Here is a 26,218-nt window from a genome sequence, read left to right as displayed (position 1 = left end):
GGCGCTTACCTCGGTTCCTGGACAAAGGCGGACGTGACGACAATCTGGGCATAGCCCTGCGCGTCCTTGTTCAATGCCAGACCAAAGGAGGTGGTCGGCATGGCGGGCTTGTATTTCAGGCAGGCACGGACCAGCATCAACTGGTTGTCCAGACCGGCCACAAAACTGCGCAGTGGGCGCGGCTCTTCCTCGGCGTTCTTGCAATCGGCCCCCGGCGGAATGGCGGCAAAGTTGCGCGGATCGACCTCTAGCATTTCCAGCCGGAGGTTGTCGGCGCAGCCGTCGACGATCACAGCCTCATCGCAGATCTTCTGCCGCACTTCCTCGTAGGTCGGGATGTCGCCGGTGTTGAGGCGGATTTCGCGGGTTGCAAGATCCACCCCCCGTTCCAGCAGCGCGTGGCGCAGGTTCATGTATCCCATCTCGACTGCAGCCGCGAGAATGAAGAAGAAGATCGTAAAGTAGACTGCGAATTCGATCGTGGCTGTCCCGTCTTCTTCACGGCGGAACCTGTTCAGGAAAGCGTTCAGGCGATTTGTCATTGGATCAGCCTCAGGTTGTTGATCTGGCGGGCGATTGTGTCAAACGTATCTTCGATTTCGTCTCCGTAGACGTAGAAGAAGTGACTGTCCGAAGAGGCGCACTGGCGCATGTCGTCCGCGGCCGAACTGCTGGTCTCGAAGGCAATGGTAAAGACAGTCACGCCATTGGCCTTGGCCAGGTTGCATTGCTTTTGCAGGTTGGTCACGTTGGTCGACTGCGACGTCAGGGTGTAGTAGCTGCCGCCGCCCTGGACCTGAAGTTCGGTCTCGCCGTTCAGCGGATCGCGCGGATCGTTCGGGCGGAATTGGTCCGTGGTCTGCCCATCCGTCATCAGCACGATATATTTCTCGGTCTCGGGGTCGTGCCAGTCGATCGGGCGGCCCTCGAAACGCGATGCCACAAGACCGTTGGCAATAAGGTGGCTCACCTCGTCCCGGTTGTTCGGATCCAGCAGCGCAAGACCGTACTTCATGCCGTACTGCGTGCCGGTACCATCGTGCATCCGCATGTCACCGATGAACTGGATCAAAGAGTCCTTGTCGTCGGAATAGTACTGGATTGCAGTGTCTTCACCCGGGCACCAGCCCCAGTCCATCACAGAGGTCTCGATCGGCCAGAACATGAAATGCGGGACATAGTCATCCGACTGCGGCATCTCGGTGGTGTCGAACTCAGCGTTATAGATCTCGATGCAGGACCCTGGCATGTTGATGTTGACCGGATCAGGTTCCGTCGTTTCCGCATCCGGGTCCGGCTCGGGGTTCGGCGACACATAGCTAGCCTCCCACGCGTCATAGTCGATATCACCGTAATCGAATGTGTCGCCGGGGATCTTGCCATTGTTCTTGGTCGGGCCAAGATCGGACTCGGTGCCGTTCTGGTCGCCCTTGACCTGGAAATAGCGCGTCTTTTCTTTGCCGCCTTTGATCGAGATACCCAGGAACTGGCTTGGATCAGTGATTTGGTTGTCGTGTGCGATCATGTAGGCGACCGCACCCTTGAAGAAATCGTCGGCATCGCGCGGCCCGTCGTCGGGGAAATCCTCGATCTTGTGGGCGCGGTTGTAGATGTCGTCACCATCGGTGTCGAAGTAGAGCACGATGTTCGAGATGTCGTTGCCCCAGGTCGGGAAATGGCCATTCGCCACAGACGTCGGGTCAGAGCCATCGGAACAAGAGGGGTCAGCCAGTCCTTCGTCGTAGTTTTCGGCATTGTTGTTGCACAGCGAATTGCCGGGCGCGTCCTGATCGCCGTTGCCCCAGCCGTTGTTCTGCTTTTGCTTCGGGCGTTCGCCGCGGAAGTAGTCAAACAGGATGTCGCCCGGGTTCACCTGCCCCGCAAAGGGAACAAGGTTCAGGGTGGTCACGCCTTCTGTCTGGTCGGTCATGACTTTGGAGACAAAGGCCTGCGCCGCCGGCTTCAGCTTTGTCATGCGGTCGTTGTACCGCATGGAGCCTGAAATATCGAGCACGAGGCTGATTTCAACGTTAGAAATCATTTCCTCGGCCACGCTGACGGCGGGTGGGGTCAATTCGTCATAGCCGCTCATTTTCAGGAAAAAGGTCGGGATCGTTGTTTCGCCCCAGGCCCTGACCGTCCGGTGGTTCGCACCATGCGTAATTTGCGAACCGGACAGGACATGGTCCATCCCGGCTTTGGCCATGTAGTCGGCGACGACCGCATCCGATGTCTGCACCTGATCAAGATCCGCCGCCGCAAGAACGGCGCGGTCCATATTGGTCTGCAGGACGGCCCGTGTGGCCTCAAATCGCATGATGTCCACCGCTGCCCCGGATATAACCAGGATCAAAAGGGCCATCATGACAGAGAAGATAGTGATGTTGCCGTCGTCCCGGGTCCGGAAGCGCACCAGCTTCGACCTTAGCATCTTGCGGCTGTTCATAGTTGCACTCCCATCGAATAAGACTGTTTTGGCGGAAGTAAGCAATGGTTAACAATTGGGCCGTTTTTGCGGCAAATTCGGGCGAGACTCGGGACTTATTCAAGATTTGATATGAATTAACATACCCTTTAGAATAGTTAACGCCGAGTAAACGCCCAGATACACAGTTCATTGGATAAGCCTTAGATTGTTGATCTGACGCGCGATGCTGTCAAAGGCGTCAACAATTTCCCCGCCATGAACATGGAAGAAATGGCTATCAGAAGAGGCGCACAGGCGCATTTCCTCGGCCGCCTGCACTGTGGTTTCAAAGGCAATGGTAAAGACGGTCACCCCGCGCGTGCGCGCCAGCTCACACTGTTGATACAGATGGTCGAGGTTGGCGGCCCGGGCGGTGCGAACGTTGTAGCTGCTCGCGCCCTGATCAAGCAGTTCGACCTCACCATTGATTGGCGCATCGGGATCGTTGGGCCGGAATTGGTCGGTCACCTGCCCGTCCGTCATCATAACGATGTATTTCTCGGTCTCCGGGTCGTGCCAGTCAATCGGGCGCCCCTCAAAGCGGCTTTCGATCAGGCCCGCGTCGATCAGGTGGCTGACCGCATCGCGGGTTGTGGGGTCCAGCAGCGCCAATGCGTACTTCATGCCGAACTGCGCACCCGTGCCGTCATGCATCCGGATGTCGTCAATGAACTGCGTCAGGCTTGCGGCGTTATCAGAATAATACTGAATGGCCATTTGTTCGCCCGGGCACCAGCCCCAGTCCATGACCGAAGGGTCAATCGCCCAATGGTGAAAGATCGGAACGTATTCATCGGACAGTGGCAGACTGGAGTTGGCAAATTCGAAACCGTCAATCTCGACGCAAGAGCCGGGCATGTTGACGTTGACCGCCGGGCCGGTCTCTTCGGCCTCGGGACCGGCATAGGCCGCTTCCCACAGGAGATAGTCAATCTGCGAATAGGAATAGGTGTTGCCGGGGATCTTGCCTTTGTTCTTGGTCGGGCCAAGATCAGAGGTGGCGCCGTTCAGGTTACCTTTGACTTGGAAATAGCGGTTCTTTTCTTTGCCGCCCTTGATCGAGATGCCAAGGAACTGCGCCGGATCGGTCAGGTCGCTGTCCTGTGCCATCAAGTAGGCCACCGCCCCCTTGAAAAAATCGTCCGCATCGCGCGGGGCGTCCTCGGGGAAATCCTCGATCTTGTGGGCGACATCATAGATATCGTCGCCATCGGTGTCGAAATAGACCACAACGTTCGAGATCGCCTGCGGCCAGGCTGAGAAAAAGCCCCCCGCCACAGGTCCGTCCGCGCCATCCGCGCAGGAAGGGTCGGCCAGTCCTTCATCGTAGTTTTCGGCGTTGTTGTTGCACAGCGACCCGCCGGGCGCGTCCTGATCGCCGTTGCCCCAACCGTTGTTGCCCTTGATCTTGGGTCGTTTGCCAAGGAAATAGTCAAACATGATGTCGCCCGGGTTCACCTGCCCGGCGAAGGGGATCAGGTTCAGGGTCGTAACACTTTCAGTGCCGCCGGACATGACCTTTTCCACAAAGGCCTTGGCGGCCGGCTTGAGGTTGTCCATCCGCTCGTCGTAGCGCATCGACCCCGACACATCGAGGACAAGGCTGATTTCGACATTGGCGATCCGCTCTTCGGCGGTGGCCAGTGCGTTCGCCGGCAACATGTCGCGTCCCGACATCCGCAGAAAGATCGTCGACAGGCTAGAGGCGGCATCCGCGCTGACCGTCCGCTCATTCAGGCCCAGCGTGACGTCGACCCCTGTGACGTAGCTGTCCAACCCGGCCTTGGCGACGTAATCGCTCACCACGTCGCTGGGCGTTTGGAACTGATCCAGATCGGCGGCGGCCAGAACCGCGCGGTCCAGCGTGGTCTGCAGCCGGGCACGCGACGCCTCTTGCCGCATCAGATCGACCGACGCGCCCATGATAGTGAGCGTCAGCAGCACGATATAGACGGAATAGATCGTGATGTTGCCCCCATCATTATCGCAAAAACGCCCGATCGCGCCGGAGGCGCGCAGCTGGGCCGGACGGGGGGAGAATGCAAATCGTGCCATGATGGGTCTCCGTTGACGCCGCCGGGATTGGTGCGCGGTACAGAGGCCGTTTTCGGGTAAGATTCGGTCAAGGCTCTGGTCAGGACTGCGGCGAGAATGTGGCGAACGCCGAGGATTTTTGACAAAGTCGCGCCGCATCCTCTCTGCCTCAATCGAAAAGGGCGACCCTCTCGGGCCGCCCTGTTCACCAGATCCGCATCAGAGTCAGAGCCCCTTGGCGCGATAACTCGCCGCGACCCGGCCAATTGCCACGATAAAGGCGGCGGTGCGCAGGTCGGTCACGTCGGGCCTGCTGTGCCAGACCTCACGCATCGATTGATAGGCGATCCGCATGGTGTCATCGAGACCCGAGCGCACTAGCTCCAGCTCTCCCGCGCCGCGCAGATACTTGGCCTTGAAGTCCGGCGACATGGACCACGCATCGCCCAGATAGCGGTCCAGCCGCTCCAGCTCACGCACGATCAGCTCATGACGGGCTTCTTCCTGTCGGCGCTGCATCCGGCCAAATCGAATATGGCTGAGGTTCTTGACCCATTCGAAATAGGACACCGTCACACCGCCTGCGTTGGCATACATGTCGGGGATAATCACCGTGCCCTTTTCGCGCAGGATGTCGTCGGCCCCCGCCGTGATCGGCCCGTTGGCGGCCTCGATGATCATCGAGGCCTTGATCCGGTGGGCGTTGCCCAGGTTGATCACCCCCTCCAGCGCCGCCGGAATCAGGATGTCACACGCTTCCTCCAGCACTGCCGCGCCTTCGGCGGTGTGGTTGGCATCGGGATACCCCGTCACGCCGCCATGTTTGACGATCCACTGATGCACCGCCTCCACGTTCAACCCCGCCGGATTGAACAGCGCGCCGTCGCGTTCGATGATGCCGATGACCCGCGCGCCGTCCTCTTCCTGCAGGAACTTGGCCGCGTGATAACCCACGTTGCCGAGCCCCTGAACAATCACCGTCTTGCCGTCCAGCGTGCCGTCAAGGCCCGCCTTGGCCATGTCCTCGGGATGGCGAAAGAACTCTTTCAACGCGTATTGCACGCCGCGCCCTGTCGCCTCTGTCCGGCCCTGAATACCCCCGGCATTGGTGGGTTTGCCCGTAACGCAGGCGTTGCCGTTGATGTCTGTGGTGTTCATGCGCCGGTACTGGTCGGCGATCCATGCCATCTCACGCTCACTGGTGCCCATGTCAGGCGCGGGCACGTTCTGCGATGGGTTGATCAGGTCGCGCTTGATCAGCTCATAGGCAAAACGGCGGGTGATCTGCTCCATCTCATGTTCATCATACTGCCGCGGATCAACGCATAGCCCGCCCTTGGAGCCGCCAAACGGCGTCTCCACCAGCGCACACTTATAGGTCATCAGCGCGGCCAGCGCCTCGACCTCGTCCTGATTGACAGAGGTGGCAAAGCGGATGCCGCCCTTGACCGGCTCCATATGTTCGGAATGCACCGACCGATACCCGGTAAAGGTCTGGATCTTGCCGCGCAGCCGCACGCCGAAACGCACCGTATAGGTGGCGTTGCAGACCCGGATCTTTTCCTCGAGTCCCGGCGGCAGGTCCATCAGCGCCACGGCGCGGTTGTACATCAGATCGACAGACTGCCGAAACGTCGGCTCGTTCAAGGGTACGACGGGTCGGGATTTTGCGATGGACATGGGTTTCCTTCCTTTCCATTGCGCGCGCGGACTATACGCCCTGCGCCTGTGGCTCCTCTTGACGGGAACCCGCAAAACCAAGCCTAGCCCGGCCCCTGCCACATCCCAACCCTGCTTTTGCCCGAATCGTGCATCGACCGGATCACAGCCGCACAAGGCCCGGATTAGCCTGAAAGTTTGAAACAAACCCTGCGATTCATGCCCCACTGTGGCGCGGGCCACGTCTGAAACAAGGCAAAGACGGGTTCGATTGCCCAAGTTTGGCCATTTTAAAATGGCATAAAATTGTCATCAAACTGAACCGGTCGCGGCATGGGGGTGCTGAGCGACGCGGTTGAAAAGGTGCCAAAATGTTGAAATCGACCACCAGCCTGACCGGCGTCATAGACAGCCGCTTCGCGTTCTCGTCGCGCCTTCGCGCGTTTGCCGCAGATACCTCCGGGAACATGTCCTACCTCGCCATCGTTGGATCGCTGGTCATGATGGTTTTTGGCGGGGTCGGCATCGATATGATGCACGCCGAGCTAAAGCGCATCAAAGTGCAGAACACACTGGACCGCGCCGTGCTGGCCGCCGCCAACATCGAAAACACCATCGCGCCCCAGCAGGTTGTCGAAGAGTACTTTGCCGCCATGGGGCTGGGCGAAGCGCTGACCTCGATTGACGTCGAGCAGAGCATGACCGCCAAACGGGTGTCCGCCATCGGTCAGTCCGCCATCTCATCCGACTTCATGTCGCTGATTGGGGTCGACACGCTGGACGCCTTCGGCAGGGCCACCGCCGAACACGCCACCGCCAATATCGAAATTTCCATGGTGCTCGATGTGTCCGGCTCGATGGGCTGGAACAGCAAGATCATCAACATGCGCAATGCCGCGCGCAGCTTTGTCGACATCATGATGCCGGAGGACGGTCAGGCGCTAACCACGATATCCATCGTGCCCTACAACGCGACCGTGAACCTCGGCGCCACAACGGCCAGCTATTTCACGCTGGACGACCTGCATGACTATTCAAACTGCGTGACGTTCGACCAATCCGACTTTGATCAGGCGGCAATCTCCCCCAGTGAGGAACTGACCCGCCTTGCGCATTTCGATCTGAACTCGACCAACGTCAATTCCACAGAGATCGCCAGCCCCTGGTGCCGCACCGGCGACACCAGCGCCGTCATCGCGCATCGGTCCGATCCCGCGACGCTCAAGGCCCACATCGACTCTCTGAATGCAGGCGGCAACACTGCCATCGACCTTGGGATGAAATGGGGGGCCGCCCTGCTTGATCCGGCGGCGCGCCCGGCGATTGCCGCGATGTCCGACGATGGGCTGGTCGATCCGGATTTCGCCGTGCGTCCGGCGTCCTACGCGGACCCGGAAAGCTCAAAATATGTGGTCATCATGACCGACGGTGAAAACACCACCCAATACGACCTGAAACCACAGCACAAATACGGGTATTCGGACGTCTGGATCGACGAACGCGGCAACAGCGATCCGTCGGACGACCGGTTCTCACTGCGCGTGGTCGACAACACAGGCAGCGACAACGACACCTATTTCTGGCAGCGTTATGAGGGATATTCGTCGAGTTACCGCTATCGTGGCACGCCCGACGGTGGTTCCAACGCCCGCCGCATGACCAACGCCGAACTGTTCGCCCGCTTCGGCACACGCGCCGTCGGCAGCAAGATGTACCAGCGTCCCTATTATGATGGCTACGTTACCTACAGCACTTACAGCGACATCTACTACGCTTATGAGGCCACAGTGGGCGCGGACCCGGCCGACAACCGCCTCGAAAGCATCTGCGACGCGGCCAAGGCACAGGGTGTCGTTGTCTTCGCCATCGGATTTGAGGCACCGCAGCGCGGTCTGGATGCCATGCGCAACTGCGCCTCGTCGCCCGCCCACTTCTTTGACGTCAACGGAGCCGACCTCGAAGAAACCTTTGCCTCTATCGCCAACACCATCACCCAACTGAGGTTGACCCAATGACCCGCGCCTTTCTTTCCCCCCTGCGCCGCTTCTGGGCCGACGAGGCCGGCAACGCCATTGTCCCCTACGCTCTGTGGCTACCGCTGTTCGTCGGCCTGATCGTGTCCACGGTCGAAATCGGTACGATCACCGTGCGCCACACCCAACTGGAACGCGCGCTGGATCAGACCGTGCGTGAGGTCAAGATCGGCGTGACCGCGCCCACCCATGACGCGCTCAAGGCGGCGATCTGTGACAAGACCACTGTGCTGCAAAACTGCACCAGCATGCTGCACCTTGAGATGGTCCCGCTGAACATGCGCAACTACGCTGAACCGCCAGCCACCGCCGATTGCGTCGACGTCAGCCAAGAGGCCACACCGCAACGCGCCTTCAGCCACGGCGGCGGCGGGCAGCTGATGTTCCTGCGCGCCTGTTTCAAGTTCCGTCCCGCCACCCCGGCGGCCACGCTGAACGCCAGCTTGCCCAAGGACGACGAGGGCTATACCGCCATCGTGTCGACCTCTGCCTTTGTCTACGAACCCAGCTGAGGAGATCCAGCCATGCGCCTTCCTTCGTTCCTCAAGCGTTTCGCGACTGACACCCGTGGGTTCGTCAACGTCGAGGCGGTCATCGTCTTCCCTGCGCTGCTGTTTCTGTTTGGCGTCGGCTGGACCTACTTCGACGCCTTCCGCCAGCAGGCGGTCAACCAAAAAGCCAACTATGTGATCGGCGACATGATCTCACGCGAAACGGCGGCGATCACCCCGGACTACCTCACCAACGCCCAGGGCCTCTTGCGTCACCTGACCAAGACCAACGGCGCAGACAGCGACCTGCGCGTCACGGTGGTCCAGTACAGCGACAGCCATGGCGGCTGGAGCGTGGTCTGGTCCGATGAACGCGGCGATCAGCCGGTGCTCAACACCGGCGACCTGACCACCTACGCCGACAAACTGCCCTCGGGCACCAATGGCGACCAGTTGATCATGGTGGAAACCTGGGATGCCTACAATCCGGCCATCAGCGTGGGTCTCGATGCCTTTGAAATCCGCACCTACAGCTTTACCCGCCCGCGCTATGCGCCGCAGGTGGTCTACGATCAATCGGCCTGACCTCCGACCCGACTGCAAAACAAAAAGGGCTGCGGCATCGACCGCAGCCCTTTTTCGTCAGATCAAGTCCAATCCGTCGGCCCCGTCCCGCTGCCTACCCGTTGTCCCGGTTGTGCAGCAGATGGATCATCACGTCAGCCACCGGGCGCGTCTGCGATCCGGCGGTCACACCGCCCACGGCCACCCGCCGTCCCAACCGCCACCACAGGCCCGGCCGCCACGCGCGCGGCCCCGGCTCTTTGAGGATCACCAGAAACCCGTTCGACGGCTTCATCGCGAACATGCCCCGGTCCACCTTGGCCACATTCTCCAGCCGCGCCACAACCGTGCCGTCGCTGTCGGTCAGCGCCTCTTCGGTCAGGATCAGCACATGGCCGGTCGACTGCCACATCAACTGCGCCAGAACCAGCCCGACGATGCCCAGCGCAACCAACACGGCCTTCCAGCCAAGGGCCATCTCGGGCGTGCTGAGGGCCACATAGACCACCAACGCCCCCAGCCCCATCATAGAGCCCACACCGATCACCCGCCGCGAGGCCGAGGCCGTGATCCGTGCCAGTTCTTCCTGTGCCATGTCTCTTCCCCGCCATTGCGCTCATCCCTCCTACTGGGCGCATCGCACAGGGGAAAGCCCCGGATAGCTTCGCGGCCCCGGATTCTTGGCGGCGCTACACGGTCTCCCGGCGCACAATCACCTCGGCCCCGCGCGCGGGCGGCTCATCGTCGACCAACTCCTGCGGGAATCCCGGCGCGCGCACGGACAGGCCGGTGGCCTCTTCCAGCCGCTCGATCATCCGGTCGGACTGCGCCTGCGCGCCAAACCGCGCCTGCCCGTCCTTGATCATCGAAATCACCAGCGGCGACAGCTCCAGAGGCACGCCATGCGCATCGGCCAGCGCCTGAAACAGGCCCACATCCTTCATCACCAGATCCAGCGCAAAATCCACGTCGCGGCTGCCCGACAGGATCAACTGGCTTTCGGTTTCATGCACAAACGACGTGCCAGAGGACACCCGGATCGCCTCATAGGTCGTGGCCATGTCCAGCCCGGCGGCCTGCATGGTGGTCAGCGCCTCGCACAACGTCAGCAGGTTTGCGGTGGCCAGATAGTTGGTCATCACCTTCAGCTTGGACGCGGTGCCGACGTCGCCGGTGTGCAGAACCTGCCGCCCCAGAATCGTCAACAGCGGCAGAATCGCCTCAAAGGTCGCGCGCGGCGCGCCACAAAAGACAGAGATATTGCCCGTCGCTGCCCGGTGACAGCCGCCCGACACCGGTGCCTCGACCGCAATCGCCCCCTTGGCCGCAACCCGTGCCGCCTGTTCCACGATCACGGCCGGGTCGGTGGTCGACATTTCGACCCATGTCTTGCCCGGTGCCATTTCCGGCAACATCTGCGCCAGAACCGCCTCCGAGGCCGCCGGGCTGGGCAGAGAGGTAATGACAATGTCACAGGCCGCCATGACATCCGCCGCCGATGTGCCCGCCTCGGCCCCGGCCTCAACGAATTGCGCCATCTTGGCGGGGTCCAGATCAAAGACCCGCAAGGCCACGCCATTGCGGTGCAGGTTGCCCGCCAGTTTGGCGCCGACCGCGCCCAGTCCGATAAATCCCGTGGCCATGATGCCCTCCTGTTTGCGCCCAACCTTCGGTGCAGGCGCGCGGGGGTCAATCCCGATAGCGACATGTTTCTTGTGCGCAGCGTCGCCCGCGCCTAGCGTTGCCGCATGACATGGCCCGCCAACAGCGCAAAGCACGCAGACGACGCCGCCGCCGGGATCGAGGTGGACGAAACCTTTGAACCCTTCGCCCAGCGCGACGACATCTTCAGCCGCGCCATGTGGGACGAGTCCGTCCGCTCCCCGCGCACCGACGCGTTTTTCGCCTCCTATAGGATCGAGGCCGCGCCCCGACGCGGAGACGGCTTTACCCAACGCGATTTTGCCCTGCGCAACGCGTCTTGGCTGATTTCCGACATCATGACCGACCGCCACGCCGCCCAAGGTCGGCGTGAGGGGTTTCAGGCGGCGCTCAGCGCCGACACCCCCGTCTCCCCTGATCGCGTCCCCGTCGATGATCCGGCCCGCATGGCGGCAGAGGTCAAACGCACCGCGCGATTCTTTGGTGCGCAGCTTTGCGGCATCACCGATTTCGACCGCCGCTGGCTTTACTCCGCCCGCGTCGACACCCGCGACATGTCAGAGGCCCCGCACGACCTGCCAGAGGGGCTGACCAGCGTCATCGTGCTGGGTCATGAGATGGACGCCGATCTGGTCGCCACCTACCCCTCGGCCTTGGCGGGGGCCGCAACTGGCAAGGCGTATAGCCATGAGGCGGCTGTGGCACTGCAACTGGCCACCTTCATCCGCAACCTTGGCTATCAGGCGGTGGCCTCGATGAACGACACCGCATTGGTCATTCCCTACGCGGTCAAGGCGGGCTTGGGCGAATACGCCCGCAACCAATTGGTGATCACCCCGCAACTTGGCCCGCGCCTGCGGTTCTCCAAGATCTTCACCGACCTGCCTCTGACCCATGACACGCCGCGACCCTTGGGTGTGGCCGCCTTTTGCGACATTTGCACCAAATGCGCCGATGCCTGCCCGGTGGCCGCCCTGCCCTATGGCGCGCCCTCGACTGACCGCCCCAACCGCTCTGCCATCAAAGGCGTGCGCAAATGGACCTCGGATGCGGAAAAATGCTTCGGCTTCTGGGCCAAGCTCGCTTCCGACTGCGCCATCTGCCTGCGGGTCTGCCCCTTCAACCGCGACTATACCCATTGGACGGCACGGGTCTGGCGACGGTTGGCCCTGTCACGGTTTCGCCGTCTCGCGCTCTGGCTGGCCCGGGATCACGGCGCACGCGTCAAACCGCAAAACTGGTGGGCAGGCTGATGCCCCGCCTCTGCGTCGCCACACCCACCGGCCCGTTTGAGATCACTGAAACCGGTGGCCAGATCACAAGTGCGACATGGATCACTAGCACGGCCGCCGACGACACACCGCTGTTGCGCCGCGCCGCCGAACAGGTCGCCGCCTATTTCGACGGAACGCTGACGGATTTCGACCTGCCCCTGACGGTTGCGGCGAGTGATTTTCAGCAACAGGTCTGCGCCAAAATCGCCGCCATCCCCTTTGGCGAAACCACCACCTACGGTGAGATTGCCAAGGCCCTCGGCGCCCCTGCACAGGCTGTTGGCCGAGGCTGTGGCGGCAACCCCATCCCGCTGCTCATCCCGTGTCATCGGGTACTGGGCGCCAACGGATTGGGCGGTTTTTCCGGCGGCACAGGCGTCGAAACCAAGGTCTGGCTTTTGCGGCACGAAGGCGCGGGCGGGCTGCTGATCTAAGGCGTGTCGCGTTTGATCGGAGTCAGCAATGCTTTCGTCGGGCTGAGACAGCGTTTGCAAAGCACAACACGTTCAGCCCGACGAATGAATTCAATTGAACGCGACACGCTCCGGGGCGCGCAACCTCGCACCTGAAGATTGTCGCAGCGGGCCAAAAGGTTAAGCAGAGGTAAAAACGCCTCTGCAACCCATTGATTTTTTATAAGCCGAGGATCTGTCCACGCGTGGACACCCTCATTTTCCGTGCCTCAATCCCGACGTGGATCACGCGGATAAACGCCCAGAATCTCCAGCATGTCGGTGAAATAGTCCAGCTCTTCCAGCGCCCGCCGAACACCCGGATCCTCGGGGTGCCCCTCAATATCCGCATAGAACTGAGTCGCCGTGAAAGACCCGCCCACCATATAGCTTTCCAGCTTGGTCATGTTGACCCCATTGGTGGCAAAGCCCCCCATCGCCTTATACAGCGCCGCCGGAATGTTGCGGACCTGAAAGACAAAGGTCGTGATCATCCGCGCGCTGCCCCGCCGCGATGTGTCCGGATCGGGGGCCATCAACAGGAACCGCGTGGTGTTGTGGGCGTGGTCCTCAATATGACGGGCCAGAATGTGCAGCCCATAAATCTCCGCCGCCAGATCCGACGCCAGAACCCCCTCATCACGCGCCTCGGTCCGCGCCAGTTCCGCCGCCGCCCCCGCACTGTCAGGGGCCGCCACGCCCTGAATGGCGTATTTCGTCAAAAAGCTCTGCGCCTGCGGCAACAAGACGGGGTGCGCCCGCACCCGCGCCAGCTCTTCAACCTGAACGCCGGGCAGCGCCATGAGGCTGATATGAACGCGAACGAAAGCCTCACCAACAATCTTCAGGCCACTTTCGGGCAGCAGACGGTGAATGTCGGCCACACGACCATAGGTCGAGTTCTCGACCGGCAGCATGGCCAGTTCGGCCTGTCCGCCGCGCACCGCTGCAATCACGTCCTCAAACGACCGGCAAGGCAGCACGTCCGCACCCGGGCGGGCCTCTGTGCAGGCCTGATGGGAATAGGCGCCCAACTCTCCCTGAAAGGCAATCCGTTGCGTCATTTCCGGCCCCTCGTCACACGACCCGTACAAACGGGCGATTGGTCGCGCCTTCTACCGCTTGCCCAGAGGGATGGAAAGCAATAGATACGCGCCCGACACCGACATAAAACAAGCAGGGCTTCCCATGTTCGATACCATGACCTTTACCAAGATCGTCGGCGGCGTCTGCGGCGCCTTGCTGATCTTCCTGATGGGCAAATGGGCCGCAGAGGGCCTGTATCACACGGGCGGCGGCCACGGCGAAGAAGAGCACGCCGCAGGGTTCGCGATTCTGGTCGAAGAGGCGGAACCGGTCGAAGCGGTCGAAGTGGACTTTGCCGCGCTCATGGCCGCAGCCGATGCCGGCAAGGGCGAAAAGGTCTGGAGCAAATGCCGCGCCTGCCACAAGCTGGACGGCAGCAACGCAACCGGCCCGCATCTTGACGGCGTCGTGGCGCGGAACGTGGGCGCTGTCGATGGCTTCAACTACTCGGGCAAACTGAGCGAAGTTGCAGACGTCTGGTCGCCGGAAAACCTCTTTGCCTTCCTCGAAAACCCCAAAGGCTTTGCCCCCGGCACCACAATGGGCTTTGCCGGTTTGAAAAAGGCCGAAGATCGCGTGAACCTGATCGCGTATCTTGAAACTACCGGCGGCTGATCACATCGCGTTCTGGTCCAGATCGGGCCAGTTATTGGGGCCGTCCGGTTTGGGCGGTCCTTTTTCGTGCGCATGTCACATACATATCCCCGCCTCGGCGCCTTCGCGCCGTTGACGTTTCCGTAATCTCGACTTGAATGTGGTCTCGCGGAAAACTTAGCTTAGAACTAAGCAGGAAGACCGCCAAATTGCCGGGCAGACCCGCCGGGTGACAGGGCGACAGGGAGATGACGATGACGATCCAGGCCAAACGTCCTCAAAACCGCAGCGCCGTGCGAACGCGACCCGCAGTGGATTTGCGTCTCATAGCAACCGGAACGCTAGCCATCGGGCTCGCGCTCTGGGGTGTCGCGTCGCTGGCGCAAGACAGCGATGACAATGTCATCACGGCGCACGGCTACTCCTACTTCGGCAATCTCGACTATCCGGCGGACTACAGCCACTTTGATTTCGTCAACCCCGACGCGCCCAAGGGCGGCAAACTGGTGCTAGGTGCAACGGGCACCTTCGACAGCCTCAACCCCTATTCGCGCAAGGGGCGCCCCGGTGCCCTGACAACCCTGCAATACGACCAGTTGATTGAATCGACAGAGGATTCGGTCGGGCAGTACTACTGCATCCTGTGCGAAAGCATCGAATACCCCGAAAGCCGCGACTGGGTGATCTTTCACATGCGCGAGGACGCGACATTTTGGGATGGCTCGCCCGTCACGGCAGAGGATGTGATCTATTCCCACAAGCTGTTCGTCACGCAGGGCCTGCCGTCATACGCACAGGCCGTGGGCCGCATGATCGACAGCGTCGAGGCGCTGGACACCTACACGGTGAAATTCACCTTCAACTCTGAACTCACCAAACGGTCGCGGATCGAAACTGTGGGCTCTACCCCGGTCTTTTCCAAGGCATGGTTCGAGGCCGATCTGGAAAACCGCCGGTTGGATGAACCGCGCCTTGAGGTGGCGATGGGGTCCGGGCCGTACAAGCTGGACAGTTTCGACGTGAACCGCCGCATCGTTTACAAGCGGAACCCGGATTATTGGGGCAAAGATCGGCCGTATAACGTCGGGCGTTATAACTACGACACCATTCAGGTCGAATACTTTGCCGATCAGACCGCGTCATTTGAGGCGTTCAAGGCGGGGGCATATACCTTCAAGATCGAAAGCGACCCCAAGCAGTGGGCCACGGCCTACGATTTTCCCAAGGCCAAGCAAGGCATCGTCAAGCTGGAGGAAATCCCGGACGGCAGCCCGCCGAACCCCACCGGTTTTGTCTTTAACCTTGCCAAGCCGCAGTTCGCCGACAAAGGCGTGCGCGAGGCGATTGCGTTGGCCTTCAACTTTGAATGGTCGAACGAGTCGCTGCTGCACGGCCTGTACACAACGCGCAGTTCCTTTGTCGAAGGCACCCATGTCGAGGCCAAGGCAAAGCCCGAGGGCGCGGAGCTGGAATTCCTGAAATCATTGGGCGATGTCGTCCCCGAAGACCTGCTTGCCGAAGACGTCTGGACCATGCACGTCTCTGATCCCTCTGACAGTCTCCCGTCGCGCCGCACACGGCGAGAGGCGATGGGGCTGCTGCAAGAGGCGGGATGGACCGTGGGTCAGGACGGGCTGGCGCGCAACGACAAGGGTGAGACGCTCAAGGTCAACATGCTGATCCCGTCGAACATCGAGTCCTCTGTCGAGGGGATGCACGACATCTTTGTACAGAACCTGCGCCAGATCGGCGTGGATGCCAGCTTTGAAAAAGTCGATCCGTCGCAGTACACGTTGCGCCGCCGCGAACGGGACTATGACATCCTGTATTCCACCCGCTACGGCAGCTTTTTGTCGACGGGCGGCGGTCTGACCCAGATGTACGGGTCCGCCGAGGCCGAATTCAGCCTGTTCAACCCCGCCGGTCTGGCCAGCCCGCTGGTGGATGCGATTATCGACGCCAGCTTTGTCGCGGAAAGCCAGGATGAGACAGACGTGGCGCTGATGGCTCTGGACCGTGCGCTGCGATATGAGTTCTTTGTGATCCCGACGGGGTATATCGCGGACAGTTGGGTGGCTTATTTCGACATGTACGAACACCCGGAGACCATCCCGCCCTACGATCTGGGCTACCTGAGCTTCTGGTGGGTCAATCCTGAAAAGGCCGCAGCACTCAAGGCGAAAGGTCACCTAGACTGACATGGGAGCCTATATCCTCCGCCGCCTCCTGCTCATTATCCCCACCCTTCTGGGGATCATGATCATCAACTTTGTTCTGGTGCAGTTTGTCCCCGGCGGCCCGATTGAACAGATCATCGCCCAGATCGAGGGTCAGGGCGATGTCTTCGGCGGATTCGCCGGTGCATCAGAAACGCCAGAGGCCGGCACCATGGGCGGAGGCAACGACGCCTATGCCGGTGCCCGTGGCCTGCCGCCAGAGTTCATCGCCGATCTCGAACGCCAGTTCGGTTTCGACAAGCCGCCGCTGGAACGGTTCCTGAACATGATGTGGAACTACATGCGGCTGGATTTCGGAGAGAGCTATTTCCGTTCCATCGGTGTGATCGATCTGGTGCTGGAAAAGATGCCGGTGTCGATCTCGCTGGGCCTGTGGTCGACGCTGATTGCCTATCTCGTGTCGATCCCGCTGGGCATTCGCAAGGCGGTCAAGGATGGCACCAGCTTTGACACATGGACCAGCGGCGTGATCATCGTCGCCTACGCCATCCCCGGCTTTCTCTTTGCCATCCTGCTGCTGGTGCTCTTTGCCGGTGGCTCCTATTGGCAGATTTTTCCGATCCGGGGGCTGACCTCTGATAACTGGGCAGAGATGAACATCTTCATGAAAGTGGTCGATTATTTCTGGCATATTGCCTTGCCGATCTTTGCCTCGACCATTTCGGCCTTTGCAACGCTGACATTGCTGACAAAGAACAGCTTTCTGGACGAGATCAAGAAACAGTACGTCATGACCGCCCGCGCCAAGGGCCTGTCGGAAAAGGGTGTGCTGTATGGCCACGTCTTTCGCAACGCGATGCTGATCGTGATTGCCGGGCTGCCGGGTGTGTTTATCGGCGTGTTCTTTGGCGGCTCGATCATCATCGAGACCATTTTTAGCCTCGACGGTCTGGGGCGTCTGGGATTTGAGGCGGCTGTGGCGCGCGACTATCCGGTGATCTTTGGCACGCTGTTCATCACGTCGATGATCGGCCTTGTCGTCGGATTGATTTCCGACCTGATGTACGTCGTTGTCGATCCGCGCATCGACTTTGAAAAGCGGGAGGGCTGATAGATGGTTGCCACTCCTCAACCAGAGACGACTCCCAAGGCGGACCCGGACATCACCGTTCCGCCAGAGCCCCAAAAGGGTCTGTTCACCCTCTCACCGCTCAACAAACGGCGTTGGAACAACTTCAAACGCAACCGCCGGGCGCTGTGGTCGTTGTGGATCTTCATGTTTCTGTTCGGTCTGTCGCTGTTCGCCGAGTTCCTCGCCAACGACAAACCCATCCTGGTCAACTTTCGGGGTGAGTATTACACACCGATTTTCAACTTTTACCCGGAGACAGAGTTTGGTGGCGATTTCCGCACAGAGGCCGCGTACCGCGACCCGGAGGTGCGCTGCCTGATCACCACCGGCGGGCTGGAACGGTGTTTTGACGACCCCGATAGCATGATCGAGGACGCCAGAGCCGGCACTCTGACCGACGATGGCTTTCAAAAAGGTTGGCTGCTTTGGCCACCGATTCCCTACAGCTATGACACCCCGGTGGACCGTCCCGGCGCGGCCCCCCTGCCCCCCAACGATCAGAACTGGCTGGGCACGGATGACACCAAACGCGATGTCGTGGCACGGGTGATTTACGGGTTCCGCCTTTCCATCATCTTTACGCTGATCGTGACGGTCTGCGCCTCTCTCATCGGCATCACCGCCGGGGCGCTGCAGGGCTATTTCGGCGGCTGGCTGGATCTGGTCTTTCAGCGGGTGATCGAGGTCTGGGGCGCGACGCCTTCGCTGTATATCATCATCATCCTCTTCGCGATTCTGGGGCGAAGTTTCTGGCTTTTGGTCTTTCTAACGATCCTGTTTGGCTGGACCGCTCTGGTGGGCGTGGTGCGGGCAGAGTTTCTGCGTGCCCGCAATTTGGAATACGTCCGCGCAGCCAAGGCACTGGGAGTGTCGAACTGGACAATCATGTTCCGTCACATGTTGCCCAACGCCATGGTGGCCACTGTCACTTTCCTGCCTTTCATCGTGACTGGAACAATCAGCACACTGGCGGGTCTGGATTTTCTTGGTTTCGGCTTGCCGTCTTCTTCCCCCTCATTGGGGGAAATGACGCTTCAGGCGAAACAGAACCTGCAGGCACCTTGGCTGGCCTTCACCTCCTTCGCGGTTTTCGCGATCATGTTGTCGCTGCTGGTCTTCATCTTCGAAGGGGTGCGTGACGCCTTTGACCCCAGAAAGACCTTCTCATGAGCGCTTTGCTACAGGTCCGCGACCTCAAGGTCGGCTTTCGTCAGGACGGCGTGACTATCCCGGCCGTCAAGGGCGTCAGCTTTGAGATCGAAAAAGGCGAAACCGTCGCTTTGGTGGGCGAGTCCGGGTCGGGTAAGTCTGTCACCGCGTTGTCCACGGTATCCTTGCTGGGCGATTCCGCGCGTGTTCAGGGATCGGTTCTGTACAACGGGACCGAGATGATCGGTGCGACGGACAAGCACCTTCGCGACGTGCGCGGCAACGACATCAGCTTTATCTTTCAAGAGCCGATGACCTCTCTCAATCCGCTGCACACGCTGGAAAAGCAGATCCGTGAGAGCCTTGAATTACATCAGGGGCTTAGTGGCGATGCCGCCCGCACCCGCATCATCGAACTGCTGACCAAGGTCGGCATACGCGACGCGGAATCGCGACTGGGGGCCTACCCGCACCAATTGTCGGGTGGGCAACGCCAGCGCGTGATGATCGCCATGGCGCTGGCCAACGGGCCGGAACTGTTGATCGCGGATGAGCCGACAACCGCGTTGGACGTGACCATTCAGGCGCAGATTCTCGATCTGTTGGCCGGCCTGAAAGAGGCCGAAGACATGAGCCTGCTGTTCATCACCCATGACCTAGGCATCGTGCGCAAGATCGCCGACCGGGTCTGCGTGATGAAGAATGGCGAGATCGTCGAACAGGGTAAGACCTCGGAAATCTTTGCCAACCCGCAACACCCCTACACGCAGATGCTGTTGTCGGCCGAAAGCACCGGCACGCCCGACCCGGTGGATGAAGGCGCGGAACTGATCGCCAGCACCGACAACCTCAAGATCTGGTTCCCGATCCAGCGCGGGCTGATGAAACGCACAGTGGGATACGTCAAGGCAGTCAACGACGCCTCGATCGCAGTGCGCGCAGGAGAGACAGTGGGGATCGTGGGTGAAAGCGGGTCAGGCAAGACAACACTTGCGCTGGCAATCATGCGTCTGATCAGCTCTGAGGGGCAAATCACCTACCGGGGACAGGACGTGAACGCTTGGTCGACCAAGCGACTGCGCAAGTTGCGCTCTGAAATGCAGATTGTCTTTCAGGACCCCTATGGGTCGCTCAGTCCACGCATGACCTGCGAACAGATCATCGCCGAAGGGCTGCAGGTGCATGGCGCGCCAGATGGTCGTTCGCACCGCGAACTGGTGGCCGAGGTCATGGTAGAGGTCGGTCTGGACCCGATGACCATGCACCGCTATCCGCATGAGTTTTCCGGCGGTCAGCGCCAGCGCATCGCCATCGCCCGCGCCATGGTGCTGCGCCCACGCCTGCTGGTGCTGGATGAGCCGACCTCGGCATTGGATATGACGGTGCAGGTCCAGATCGTGAACCTGCTGCGCGACCTGCAACGTAAATACAACCTTGCCTACCTGTTCATTTCGCACGACCTCAAGGTGATCCGTGCGATGAGCCACAAGGTCATCGTGATGAAACAGGGTGATGTGGTGGAATACGGCTCTGCGCAGGACATCTTTAACGCCCCACAAACCGAATACACCCGCACGCTCTTGGCGGCGGCGCTCAACATCGCATAAGGCAGGGCGCCCAGCCCGCCCCAGTTCAGATTGCGCTGGAATGCCCGGCCCGGCTTAGCTCATAGCCGTCAAAAGCCCGCGCCACCATGCGGGTCAGCGGGCGTGCCGCTTCGGGCAGGAAAAGCCCGTCCTCGGTGATTTCCATGATGTTCTCGAACGATGCGTTCGCGTCGCGGAACATTTCAAACAGGCGTTCCCGCGAGATGTCGAAATCCCGCAGGATCTCATCCGCATTAATCCGGAAATCGCACATCAGCGCCTCGATCAAGCGTCCGCGCATCTGATCCTCACCCTTCAGCATATGCCCTCGGGCGGTCGAAAATTGACCGTCGCGGATCGCGGCCACATGTTTGGATGTGGCAGATGCATTCTGCGCGAAACCTTGCGGAAATTTCGAGATCGAAGAGGCCCCTACCCCGATCAGGTAGTCCGATACGTCATCCGTATAGCCCTGAAAATTCCTCCGCAGCCGTCCTTCACGATTTGCCACCGACAGACCGTCTTCTTTGGTTGCAAAGTGATCGATTCCGATTTCATCGTAGCCGTCCCAGACAAATAGCCGCCGGGCGGTTTCGAACAACTCTAGCCTCTCTTGAGGCGAGGGCAGGGCCTCGGAGGGCAACAATTGCTGGCGTTTTGCCATCCACGGCACATGCGCATAACCATACAAGGCCACCCGATCCGGGGCGAAACTCAGCAATTTCTGCACCGTTTCGGTGATCCTTGCATTCGTTTGAAAGGGCAGCCCAAACAGAATGTCGGCGTTCAGGCTGTGGACGCCACGCGATCGGATCATCTCAACCGTGTCGCGGGTCAGTTCATATCCTTGCTCACGCCCGATGGCCGCCTGGATCTGCGGATCGAAATCCTGAACCCCGATGGAGGCCCGGTTCATGCCGCTTGCGGCAAGGACGTCCAGCCGCGACTCGTCGATTTCATTCGGATCGATCTCGACCGAGAATTCATACCCTTCGGCAAAGTCGGCAACCTCGCGAATCGAGTCCATCAGCCGTTTCATCAGGTCCGGCGACAACAGTGTGGGTGTCCCGCCCCCCCAATGCAGTCGCGACAGCCGCACACCCTGCGGCAAAACAGTGCGCAAGAGCGCAAGTTCTCGTTGCAGATCGCCTACATAAGCCTCTACCGGGCCCAAGGTGGCCGTTCCCTGCGTCCGACAAGCACAGAACCAGCAGAGTCTGCGGCAAAATGGAACATGCAAATAGAGGGATATGTTACCATTTTCAGGAATGGAGCGGATCCAGTCCTGATATAGTGCGGGTCCGACATCCCCATCAAAGTGGGGCGCTGTAGGATATGATGTGTATCGCGGCACTTTGGCGTCGAAGAGGCCCAGCCGCGCGAGTTGTGTTCGCTTCGTCATGAAAGTACGGTTAGGCTGCGAAAGACCGCAGAGCCTTGACGCAGATCAAAAAGGCAATTCTGATGCTGAATGAACGTAGTTTTTCCATAGCGCCCGATTGCAGCGACTGCCCGATCCGACACAGAGCGGTCTGCGCACGGTGTGAAAGCGATGAGCTCGAAAAACTCGAACAGATCAAATACTATCGCAAATTCCAAGCCGGCCAGTCGATCATCTGGGCTGGTGACCGGATGGATTTTGTCGGCTCCGTCGTGTCAGGAATCGCAACGCTCAGCCAGGCGATGGAGGACGGTCGCACCCAAATGGTTGGTCTGTTGCTCCCCAGCGATTTTGTCGGGCGTCCGGGCCGCAACACCGCAGCCTATGATGTCGTCGCGACAACCGATGTGGTGATGTGCTGTTTTCGGCGCTCGCCTTTCGAGGACATGATGCACCGCACGCCGCATATTGCCCAGCGCCTGCTGGAAATGACGCTGGATGAACTGGATGCCGCGCGCGAATGGATGCTGGTACTGGGCCGCAAGACGGCACGCGAAAAGATCGCTTCGCTGTTGTCGATCATCGCGCGCCGCGATGCCACGTTGAACATGCGCGGATCGGGCACGGGCAGTGTCACCTTCAACCTTCCGCTAACGCGTGAGGCCATGGCCGATTACCTGGGTCTGACACTGGAAACTGTCAGTCGCCAAATCTCTGCCCTGCGCAAGGACGGAGTGATCGAACTGGAAGGCAAACGCCAAGTCACCGTGCCAGACATGGCCCGCCTGATGGAAGAAGCAGGCGATGATGCGGACGGTGGATTGCTTGTCTGACAAACTGGCGTTCGTCACCTACGATGTCTTTACGGAAACGCCATTTTCCGGCAATCCGCTGGCGATTGTCGAAAACGCAGACAGGCTAAGCGACTCCGCGATGCAGACCATTGCGCGAGAATTCAACCTGTCAGAGACGATTTTTGTGCGGCGTCCTGCCGATCCGACGCACTCAGCCAGCGTCCGAATTTTCTTTCCGACGGCAGAGATCCCCTTTGCCGGACATCCGACCATCGGCTGCGCCATTCACCTGGCGTTGGAATCGGCGCCATTGTGCGACTTTGAAACCGAGATTACGCTGGAAGAGGTCGCGGGGCTTGTCCCGGTGCGAGTCTGGCGAAAGGACGGCCGGATCGCAGCGGAGTTTCGCGCCCCGATCCTGCCACATGCGGTCGAGGCCGGCCATATGCCAGACGACGCGGCGATCGCCGCAGCCCTTGGCCTGTCGCCGGGGCAAATCGGTTTTGGTACGCACCGGCCAGGGCTTTGGCAGGGCGGACCGTCGTTTGCCTATGCGCCGGTGTGCGATCACCATGCATTGACGGCCGCACGTCCAACTGGTGCTGCATGGGAGGCATTGACCGCAGCCACTCGGGTGAACGCACTTTACCTGTACACCAAAGGAGACGGTGTTGATTTCTCTGCCCGAATGTTCGCGCCCGGCGATGGTATCCCCGAAGACCCCGCAACCGGATCGGCTTCTGCCATTTTTGCCGCGCAACTATTGAGCGCCGGAACCCTGTCTGAGGGCGAAACCTGTCTGAGCCTGCTTCAGGGGGCCGACATGGGCCGACCCAGTCAGATCGATCTGCGCATCGTGACCAAGGGTGACGCCCTTCAGGCCGTTTATGTCGGCGGATCTGCGGTGCCGATCAGTGAAGGCTACATCACAGCGCCCACCGACTGAACCGAGACCACAGGTCAATGACGTCAAGAGACGGCGCCCCGTGGTGGAGCGCCGTCTTGCGATACAGTGCGCCTTGTTTCAGTGTGCCATGAAGACCGGCACACCCGCCTGTTCCAGCATGTTGCGCGTCGCGCCGCCAAGGATGGCCTCGCGAAAACGCGAATGCCCGTAAGCCCCCATGACAACCATGTCGGCGTCCAGATCCGACACATGGCGCAGCAGCACATCCGATACGCGCGGCAACGTCTTGGCCAGAACGTCTACCTCGGTCTTGACCCCATGGCGGGCAAGGAATTCGGACACCATCCCCCCTGGATCGGATCTGTTTGGTCCGTGCTTGGGTGGGTCGATCACAACCACATGGACATTTTCGGCTGTGGTCAGCAAAGGTAGGGCGCAGCGCAGGGCGCGCAGCGCCTCGTTGCCCTCGTTCCAGCCAACGACCACGCGTTTAGGTCGCGCCTTGGGTTCGACGTTGTCGGGCACGACCAGCACCGGCACCTGACCGTCGAACAGTGCCCCCTCAAGCACGGGCTCCAGTTCCACGCCTTTGCCGTCGCCATAGGGTTGCGGCAAAACAACGAGGTCAGAGAACCGGGCGCGCGACGCGACATGACGTCCGATGTCAGCCAGTTGCGCAACCCCGTGGTCCACGCCCCACACCGCATTGGTCCGTCCCAGTGCCTCGCGGACGTCGGCGGCCAGCGCCTCGGCCTCTTTGGTGGCCCGCGAAAGCGTTTCCTGCAGAACCATCGCGTTGGCCCCGGCGTAGTAGTAGCCGGTCTGGGTTCGGTCGACGCCGAAACAAAGGGCGGTCAGATGCGCGTCGTAGGATTCAGCTAAACTCGCGGCGTGCGAGATGGTGGAAGGCAGCAACTCGCTGTCCGTTACCACGGTCAGGATAGATTTAAAGTACATGTGCATCTCCGTCTGCATTTCCGTCGGCTCCATGCGCACAGGTTATCGCTGCGCCTTTCGTCGCACTTTGACGCGGGTCAACACATCCGTCTGCTTCCATTGATGCAGATCAAAGATGCCTTTGGCGTAACATAGCTAACAGGGGTGCAGTCAAATGACGCCCTCGCGGTCAAAGAATCGTTTGGGTCAGACGAAGGGACGAAAAATGTTGAATTATCTCAAGCTTATCGTGCTGGGCTTGATCGCGATCTTCTCGATGATCGCGATCAATTACGCACGCGATGTGGCTTACATGATTCATGCGATCATCATTCTGGCGGTTTCCGCCGGATTGTTCGTGTGGGTCTTGCGCCGCACCGATGAGCCGGTGACACCGGCTCCGCAACACGAATATATGGACGGCGTGATCCGATATGGTGTGATTGCCACCGCCTTTTGGGGCGTGATCGGCTTTGTCGTCGGCACGTTCATCGCCACACAGCTGGCCTTTCCGGGGCTGAACTTTGACTGGGCCGAAGGCTATATGAACTTTGGTCGCCTGCGTCCTCTGCACACATCGGCCGTAATCTTTGCCTTTGGCGGCAACGCTCTGATCGCCACGTCCTTTTACGTCGTACAGCGCACCTCGGCGGCGCGGCTGTGGGGCGGCAACCTCGCATGGTTTGTCTTCTGGGGCTATCAGCTGTTCATCGTTTTGGCCGCGACAGGGTATGTGCTGGGCGGAACGCAATCCAAGGAATACGCCGAACCGGAATGGCACGTCGACATCTGGTTGACGGTGGTCTGGGTCGCCTATCTGGCAGTTTTTGTCGGCACTGTGGTCAAGCGGAAAGAACCCCACATCTATGTGGCCAACTGGTTCTACCTGTCCTTCATTCTGACCGTAGCCATGTTGCACCTGTTCAACAACCTGTCGATCCCGGTGTCGATCTGGGGCTCCAAGTCCGTTCAGGTCTTTTCCGGCGTTCAGGACGCCATGGTGCAGTGGTGGTACGGCCACAACGCCGTGGGCTTTTTCCTGACCGCAGGCTTTCTGGGCATGATGTACTACTTCGTTCCGAAGCAGGCAGAACGCCCGGTGTTCAGCTACAAACTGTCAATCATCCACTTCTGGGCGCTGATCTTCCTGTATATCTGGGCCGGTCCGCACCACTTGCACTACACTGCGTTGCCTGACTGGGCCTCGACCCTTGGCATGGTGTTCTCTGTCGTGCTGTGGATGCCGTCCTGGGGGGGCATGATCAACGGCCTGATGACGCTGTCTGGTGCATGGGACAAACTGCGCACCGATCCGGTCATCCGTATGATGGTGATCTCTATTGGTTTCTACGGCATGTCGACCTTCGAAGGCCCGATGATGTCGATCCGCGCGGTGAATTCGCTGTCGCACTACACCGACTGGACTATCGGCCATGTCCACTCTGGCGCGCTTGGCTGGAACGGCATGATCACCTTCGGCGCATTGTACTATCTGGTGCCCAAACTGTGGAACCGTGAGCGTCTGTATTCGCTATCGATGGTGTCGTGGCACTTCTGGCTCGCGACTATCGGTATCGTTCTCTACGCGGCATCGATGTGGGTGACGGGCATCATGGAGGGCCTGATGTGGCGCGAAGTGGATGCGAACGGCTACCTTGTGAACTCCTTCGCTGACACCGTGGGCGCAAAGTTCCCGATGTACGTTGTGCGTGCTCTGGGTGGGGGGCTCTACGTCGCTGGTGCCCTGATCATGTGCTACAACCTGTGGATGACTGCCAGGCGCTCGCCGGCTGTTGAGGCCAACGCCGCCACGGCCCACGCCACACCGGCCGAATAAGGA

The 26,218-nt window shown here is 60.2% G+C and carries 22 protein-coding genes; 13 read left to right on the top strand and 9 right to left on the bottom strand.

Translation table 11 applies throughout. The annotated features are described in order from the left end of the window. Positions 1–5 precede the first annotated feature (5 nt). The 4 genes from ANTHELSMS3_RS10855 to ANTHELSMS3_RS10840 form a co-directional block, all read right to left on the bottom strand. Complete coding sequence (locus ANTHELSMS3_RS10855) at positions 6–542, bottom strand: TadE/TadG family type IV pilus assembly protein (RefSeq protein ID WP_094034881.1); 537 nt, start codon at positions 540–542, stop codon at positions 6–8. Then, a complete protein-coding gene (locus tag ANTHELSMS3_RS10850) occupies positions 539–2,446 on the bottom strand; it encodes a TadE/TadG family type IV pilus assembly protein (protein ID WP_094034880.1) in 1,908 nt (635 codons plus the stop codon). Before ANTHELSMS3_RS10850 ends, ANTHELSMS3_RS10855 begins: the two co-directional genes overlap by 4 nt. Positions 2,447–2,614: 168 nt before the next feature. After that, positions 2,615–4,522 (bottom strand): TadE/TadG family type IV pilus assembly protein, encoded by a 1,908-nt coding sequence (locus ANTHELSMS3_RS10845; RefSeq protein WP_157733481.1) that lies wholly within the window; start codon positions 4,520–4,522, stop codon positions 2,615–2,617. Positions 4,523–4,726: 204 nt separating this feature from the next. Beyond that, on the bottom strand, positions 4,727–6,181 hold the full coding sequence (locus ANTHELSMS3_RS10840; protein ID WP_094034878.1) for a Glu/Leu/Phe/Val family dehydrogenase: 1,455 nt from the start codon (positions 6,179–6,181) through the stop codon (positions 4,727–4,729). Between the two features lie 350 nt (positions 6,182–6,531). Here ANTHELSMS3_RS10840 and ANTHELSMS3_RS10835 point away from each other — a divergent pair, with 350 nt between their 5' ends. From ANTHELSMS3_RS10835 to ANTHELSMS3_RS10825, 3 genes are read left to right on the top strand one after another with little or no spacing between them, the layout of a single operon-like run. Continuing rightward, complete coding sequence (locus ANTHELSMS3_RS10835; RefSeq protein ID WP_094034877.1) at positions 6,532–8,175, top strand: TadE/TadG family type IV pilus assembly protein; 1,644 nt, start codon at positions 6,532–6,534, stop codon at positions 8,173–8,175. Further along, complete coding sequence (locus ANTHELSMS3_RS10830; RefSeq protein ID WP_094034876.1) at positions 8,172–8,705, top strand: TadE/TadG family type IV pilus assembly protein; 534 nt, start codon at positions 8,172–8,174, stop codon at positions 8,703–8,705. The genes ANTHELSMS3_RS10835 and ANTHELSMS3_RS10830 overlap by 4 nt, the downstream gene beginning before the upstream one ends. A 12-nt stretch (positions 8,706–8,717) precedes the next feature. After that, the gene (locus ANTHELSMS3_RS10825; protein ID WP_094034875.1) at positions 8,718–9,269 is read left to right on the top strand and encodes a TadE/TadG family type IV pilus assembly protein; all 552 of its coding nucleotides are present in this window, start codon (positions 8,718–8,720) and stop codon (positions 9,267–9,269) included. Positions 9,270–9,363: 94 nt separating this feature from the next. Here ANTHELSMS3_RS10825 and ANTHELSMS3_RS10820 read toward each other — a convergent pair whose 3' ends face one another. Continuing rightward, entirely contained in the window at positions 9,364–9,843 is a 480-nt protein-coding gene (locus tag ANTHELSMS3_RS10820; RefSeq protein WP_089277451.1) for a hypothetical protein, read from the bottom strand. A gap of 94 nt (positions 9,844–9,937) precedes the next feature. Further along, positions 9,938–10,891: an NAD(P)-dependent oxidoreductase gene (locus tag ANTHELSMS3_RS10815; RefSeq protein WP_094034874.1), complete on the bottom strand. Its 954-nt coding sequence runs from the start codon at positions 10,889–10,891 to the stop codon at positions 9,938–9,940. 105 nt (positions 10,892–10,996) lie between these two features. Between ANTHELSMS3_RS10815 and ANTHELSMS3_RS10810 the strand changes: the two genes are divergently transcribed. Together ANTHELSMS3_RS10810 and ANTHELSMS3_RS10805 are read left to right on the top strand one after the other, a co-directional pair. After that, positions 10,997–12,163 carry a 4Fe-4S double cluster binding domain-containing protein gene (locus ANTHELSMS3_RS10810; RefSeq protein WP_094034873.1) on the top strand — a complete coding sequence of 389 codons (1,167 nt, stop codon included), beginning with the start codon at positions 10,997–10,999 and terminating at the stop codon, positions 12,161–12,163. After that, entirely contained in the window at positions 12,163–12,618 is a 456-nt protein-coding gene (locus ANTHELSMS3_RS10805) for a methylated-DNA--[protein]-cysteine S-methyltransferase (RefSeq protein WP_094037061.1), read from the top strand. The genes ANTHELSMS3_RS10810 and ANTHELSMS3_RS10805 overlap by 1 nt, the downstream gene beginning before the upstream one ends. Positions 12,619–12,866: 248 nt before the next feature. Here ANTHELSMS3_RS10805 and ANTHELSMS3_RS10800 read toward each other — a convergent pair whose 3' ends face one another. Then, positions 12,867–13,700 carry a prephenate dehydratase gene (locus ANTHELSMS3_RS10800; RefSeq protein WP_094034872.1) on the bottom strand — a complete coding sequence of 278 codons (834 nt, stop codon included), beginning with the start codon at positions 13,698–13,700 and terminating at the stop codon, positions 12,867–12,869. A 124-nt stretch (positions 13,701–13,824) separates the two neighbouring features. Here ANTHELSMS3_RS10800 and ANTHELSMS3_RS10795 point away from each other — a divergent pair, with 124 nt between their 5' ends. The 5 genes from ANTHELSMS3_RS10795 (at position 13,825) to ANTHELSMS3_RS10775 (ending at position 20,381) form a co-directional block, all read left to right on the top strand. Then, positions 13,825–14,337, top strand: a complete 513-nt coding sequence (locus ANTHELSMS3_RS10795) for a c-type cytochrome (protein ID WP_094037060.1) — start codon at positions 13,825–13,827, stop codon at positions 14,335–14,337. A 233-nt stretch (positions 14,338–14,570) separates the two neighbouring features. Continuing rightward, the gene (locus ANTHELSMS3_RS10790) at positions 14,571–16,514 is read left to right on the top strand and encodes an extracellular solute-binding protein (RefSeq protein ID WP_094037059.1); all 1,944 of its coding nucleotides are present in this window, start codon (positions 14,571–14,573) and stop codon (positions 16,512–16,514) included. A gap of 1 nt (position 16,515) precedes the next feature. Beyond that, positions 16,516–17,604, top strand: coding sequence for a microcin C ABC transporter permease YejB (locus ANTHELSMS3_RS10785; protein WP_094034871.1), 1,089 nt, complete (start codon positions 16,516–16,518; stop codon positions 17,602–17,604). A gap of 3 nt (positions 17,605–17,607) precedes the next feature. Next, positions 17,608–18,795, top strand: a complete 1,188-nt coding sequence (locus tag ANTHELSMS3_RS10780) for an ABC transporter permease (RefSeq protein WP_094034870.1) — start codon at positions 17,608–17,610, stop codon at positions 18,793–18,795. Next, on the top strand, positions 18,792–20,381 hold the full coding sequence (locus ANTHELSMS3_RS10775) for an ABC transporter ATP-binding protein (RefSeq protein WP_094034869.1): 1,590 nt from the start codon (positions 18,792–18,794) through the stop codon (positions 20,379–20,381). The genes ANTHELSMS3_RS10780 and ANTHELSMS3_RS10775 overlap by 4 nt, the downstream gene beginning before the upstream one ends. Positions 20,382–20,406: 25 nt before the next feature. Here the strand turns inward: ANTHELSMS3_RS10775 and hemN are convergent, their stop codons facing one another. Then, positions 20,407–21,762, bottom strand: coding sequence for an oxygen-independent coproporphyrinogen III oxidase (gene hemN / locus ANTHELSMS3_RS10770; protein ID WP_094034868.1), 1,356 nt, complete (start codon positions 21,760–21,762; stop codon positions 20,407–20,409). A 62-nt stretch (positions 21,763–21,824) separates the two neighbouring features. On the opposite strand from hemN, the gene fnrL reads away from it, so the two are divergent. Together fnrL and ANTHELSMS3_RS10760 are read left to right on the top strand one after the other, a co-directional pair. Next, the gene (fnrL, locus tag ANTHELSMS3_RS10765) at positions 21,825–22,574 is read left to right on the top strand and encodes a transcriptional regulator FnrL (RefSeq protein WP_094037057.1); all 750 of its coding nucleotides are present in this window, start codon (positions 21,825–21,827) and stop codon (positions 22,572–22,574) included. Further along, positions 22,558–23,481 (top strand): PhzF family phenazine biosynthesis protein, encoded by a 924-nt coding sequence (locus ANTHELSMS3_RS10760; protein ID WP_254694924.1) that lies wholly within the window; start codon positions 22,558–22,560, stop codon positions 23,479–23,481. Before fnrL ends, ANTHELSMS3_RS10760 begins: the two co-directional genes overlap by 17 nt. Before the next feature lie 78 nt (positions 23,482–23,559). Here the strand turns inward: ANTHELSMS3_RS10760 and ANTHELSMS3_RS10755 are convergent, their stop codons facing one another. Next, positions 23,560–24,399: a universal stress protein gene (locus ANTHELSMS3_RS10755; RefSeq protein ID WP_094037056.1), complete on the bottom strand. Its 840-nt coding sequence runs from the start codon at positions 24,397–24,399 to the stop codon at positions 23,560–23,562. 205 nt (positions 24,400–24,604) lie between these two features. Between ANTHELSMS3_RS10755 and ccoN the strand changes: the two genes are divergently transcribed. Further along, positions 24,605–26,215 carry a cytochrome-c oxidase, cbb3-type subunit I gene (gene ccoN, locus ANTHELSMS3_RS10750; RefSeq protein WP_094034867.1) on the top strand — a complete coding sequence of 537 codons (1,611 nt, stop codon included), beginning with the start codon at positions 24,605–24,607 and terminating at the stop codon, positions 26,213–26,215. Positions 26,216–26,218 lie beyond the last annotated feature (3 nt).

The sequence above is a fragment of the Antarctobacter heliothermus genome (assembly GCF_002237555.1).
GTDB lineage: Bacteria > Pseudomonadota > Alphaproteobacteria > Rhodobacterales > Rhodobacteraceae > Antarctobacter > Antarctobacter heliothermus_B.
Note: the sequence above shows the minus strand (reverse complement) of the source record. Positions and strands in the feature narration are given on the sequence as shown.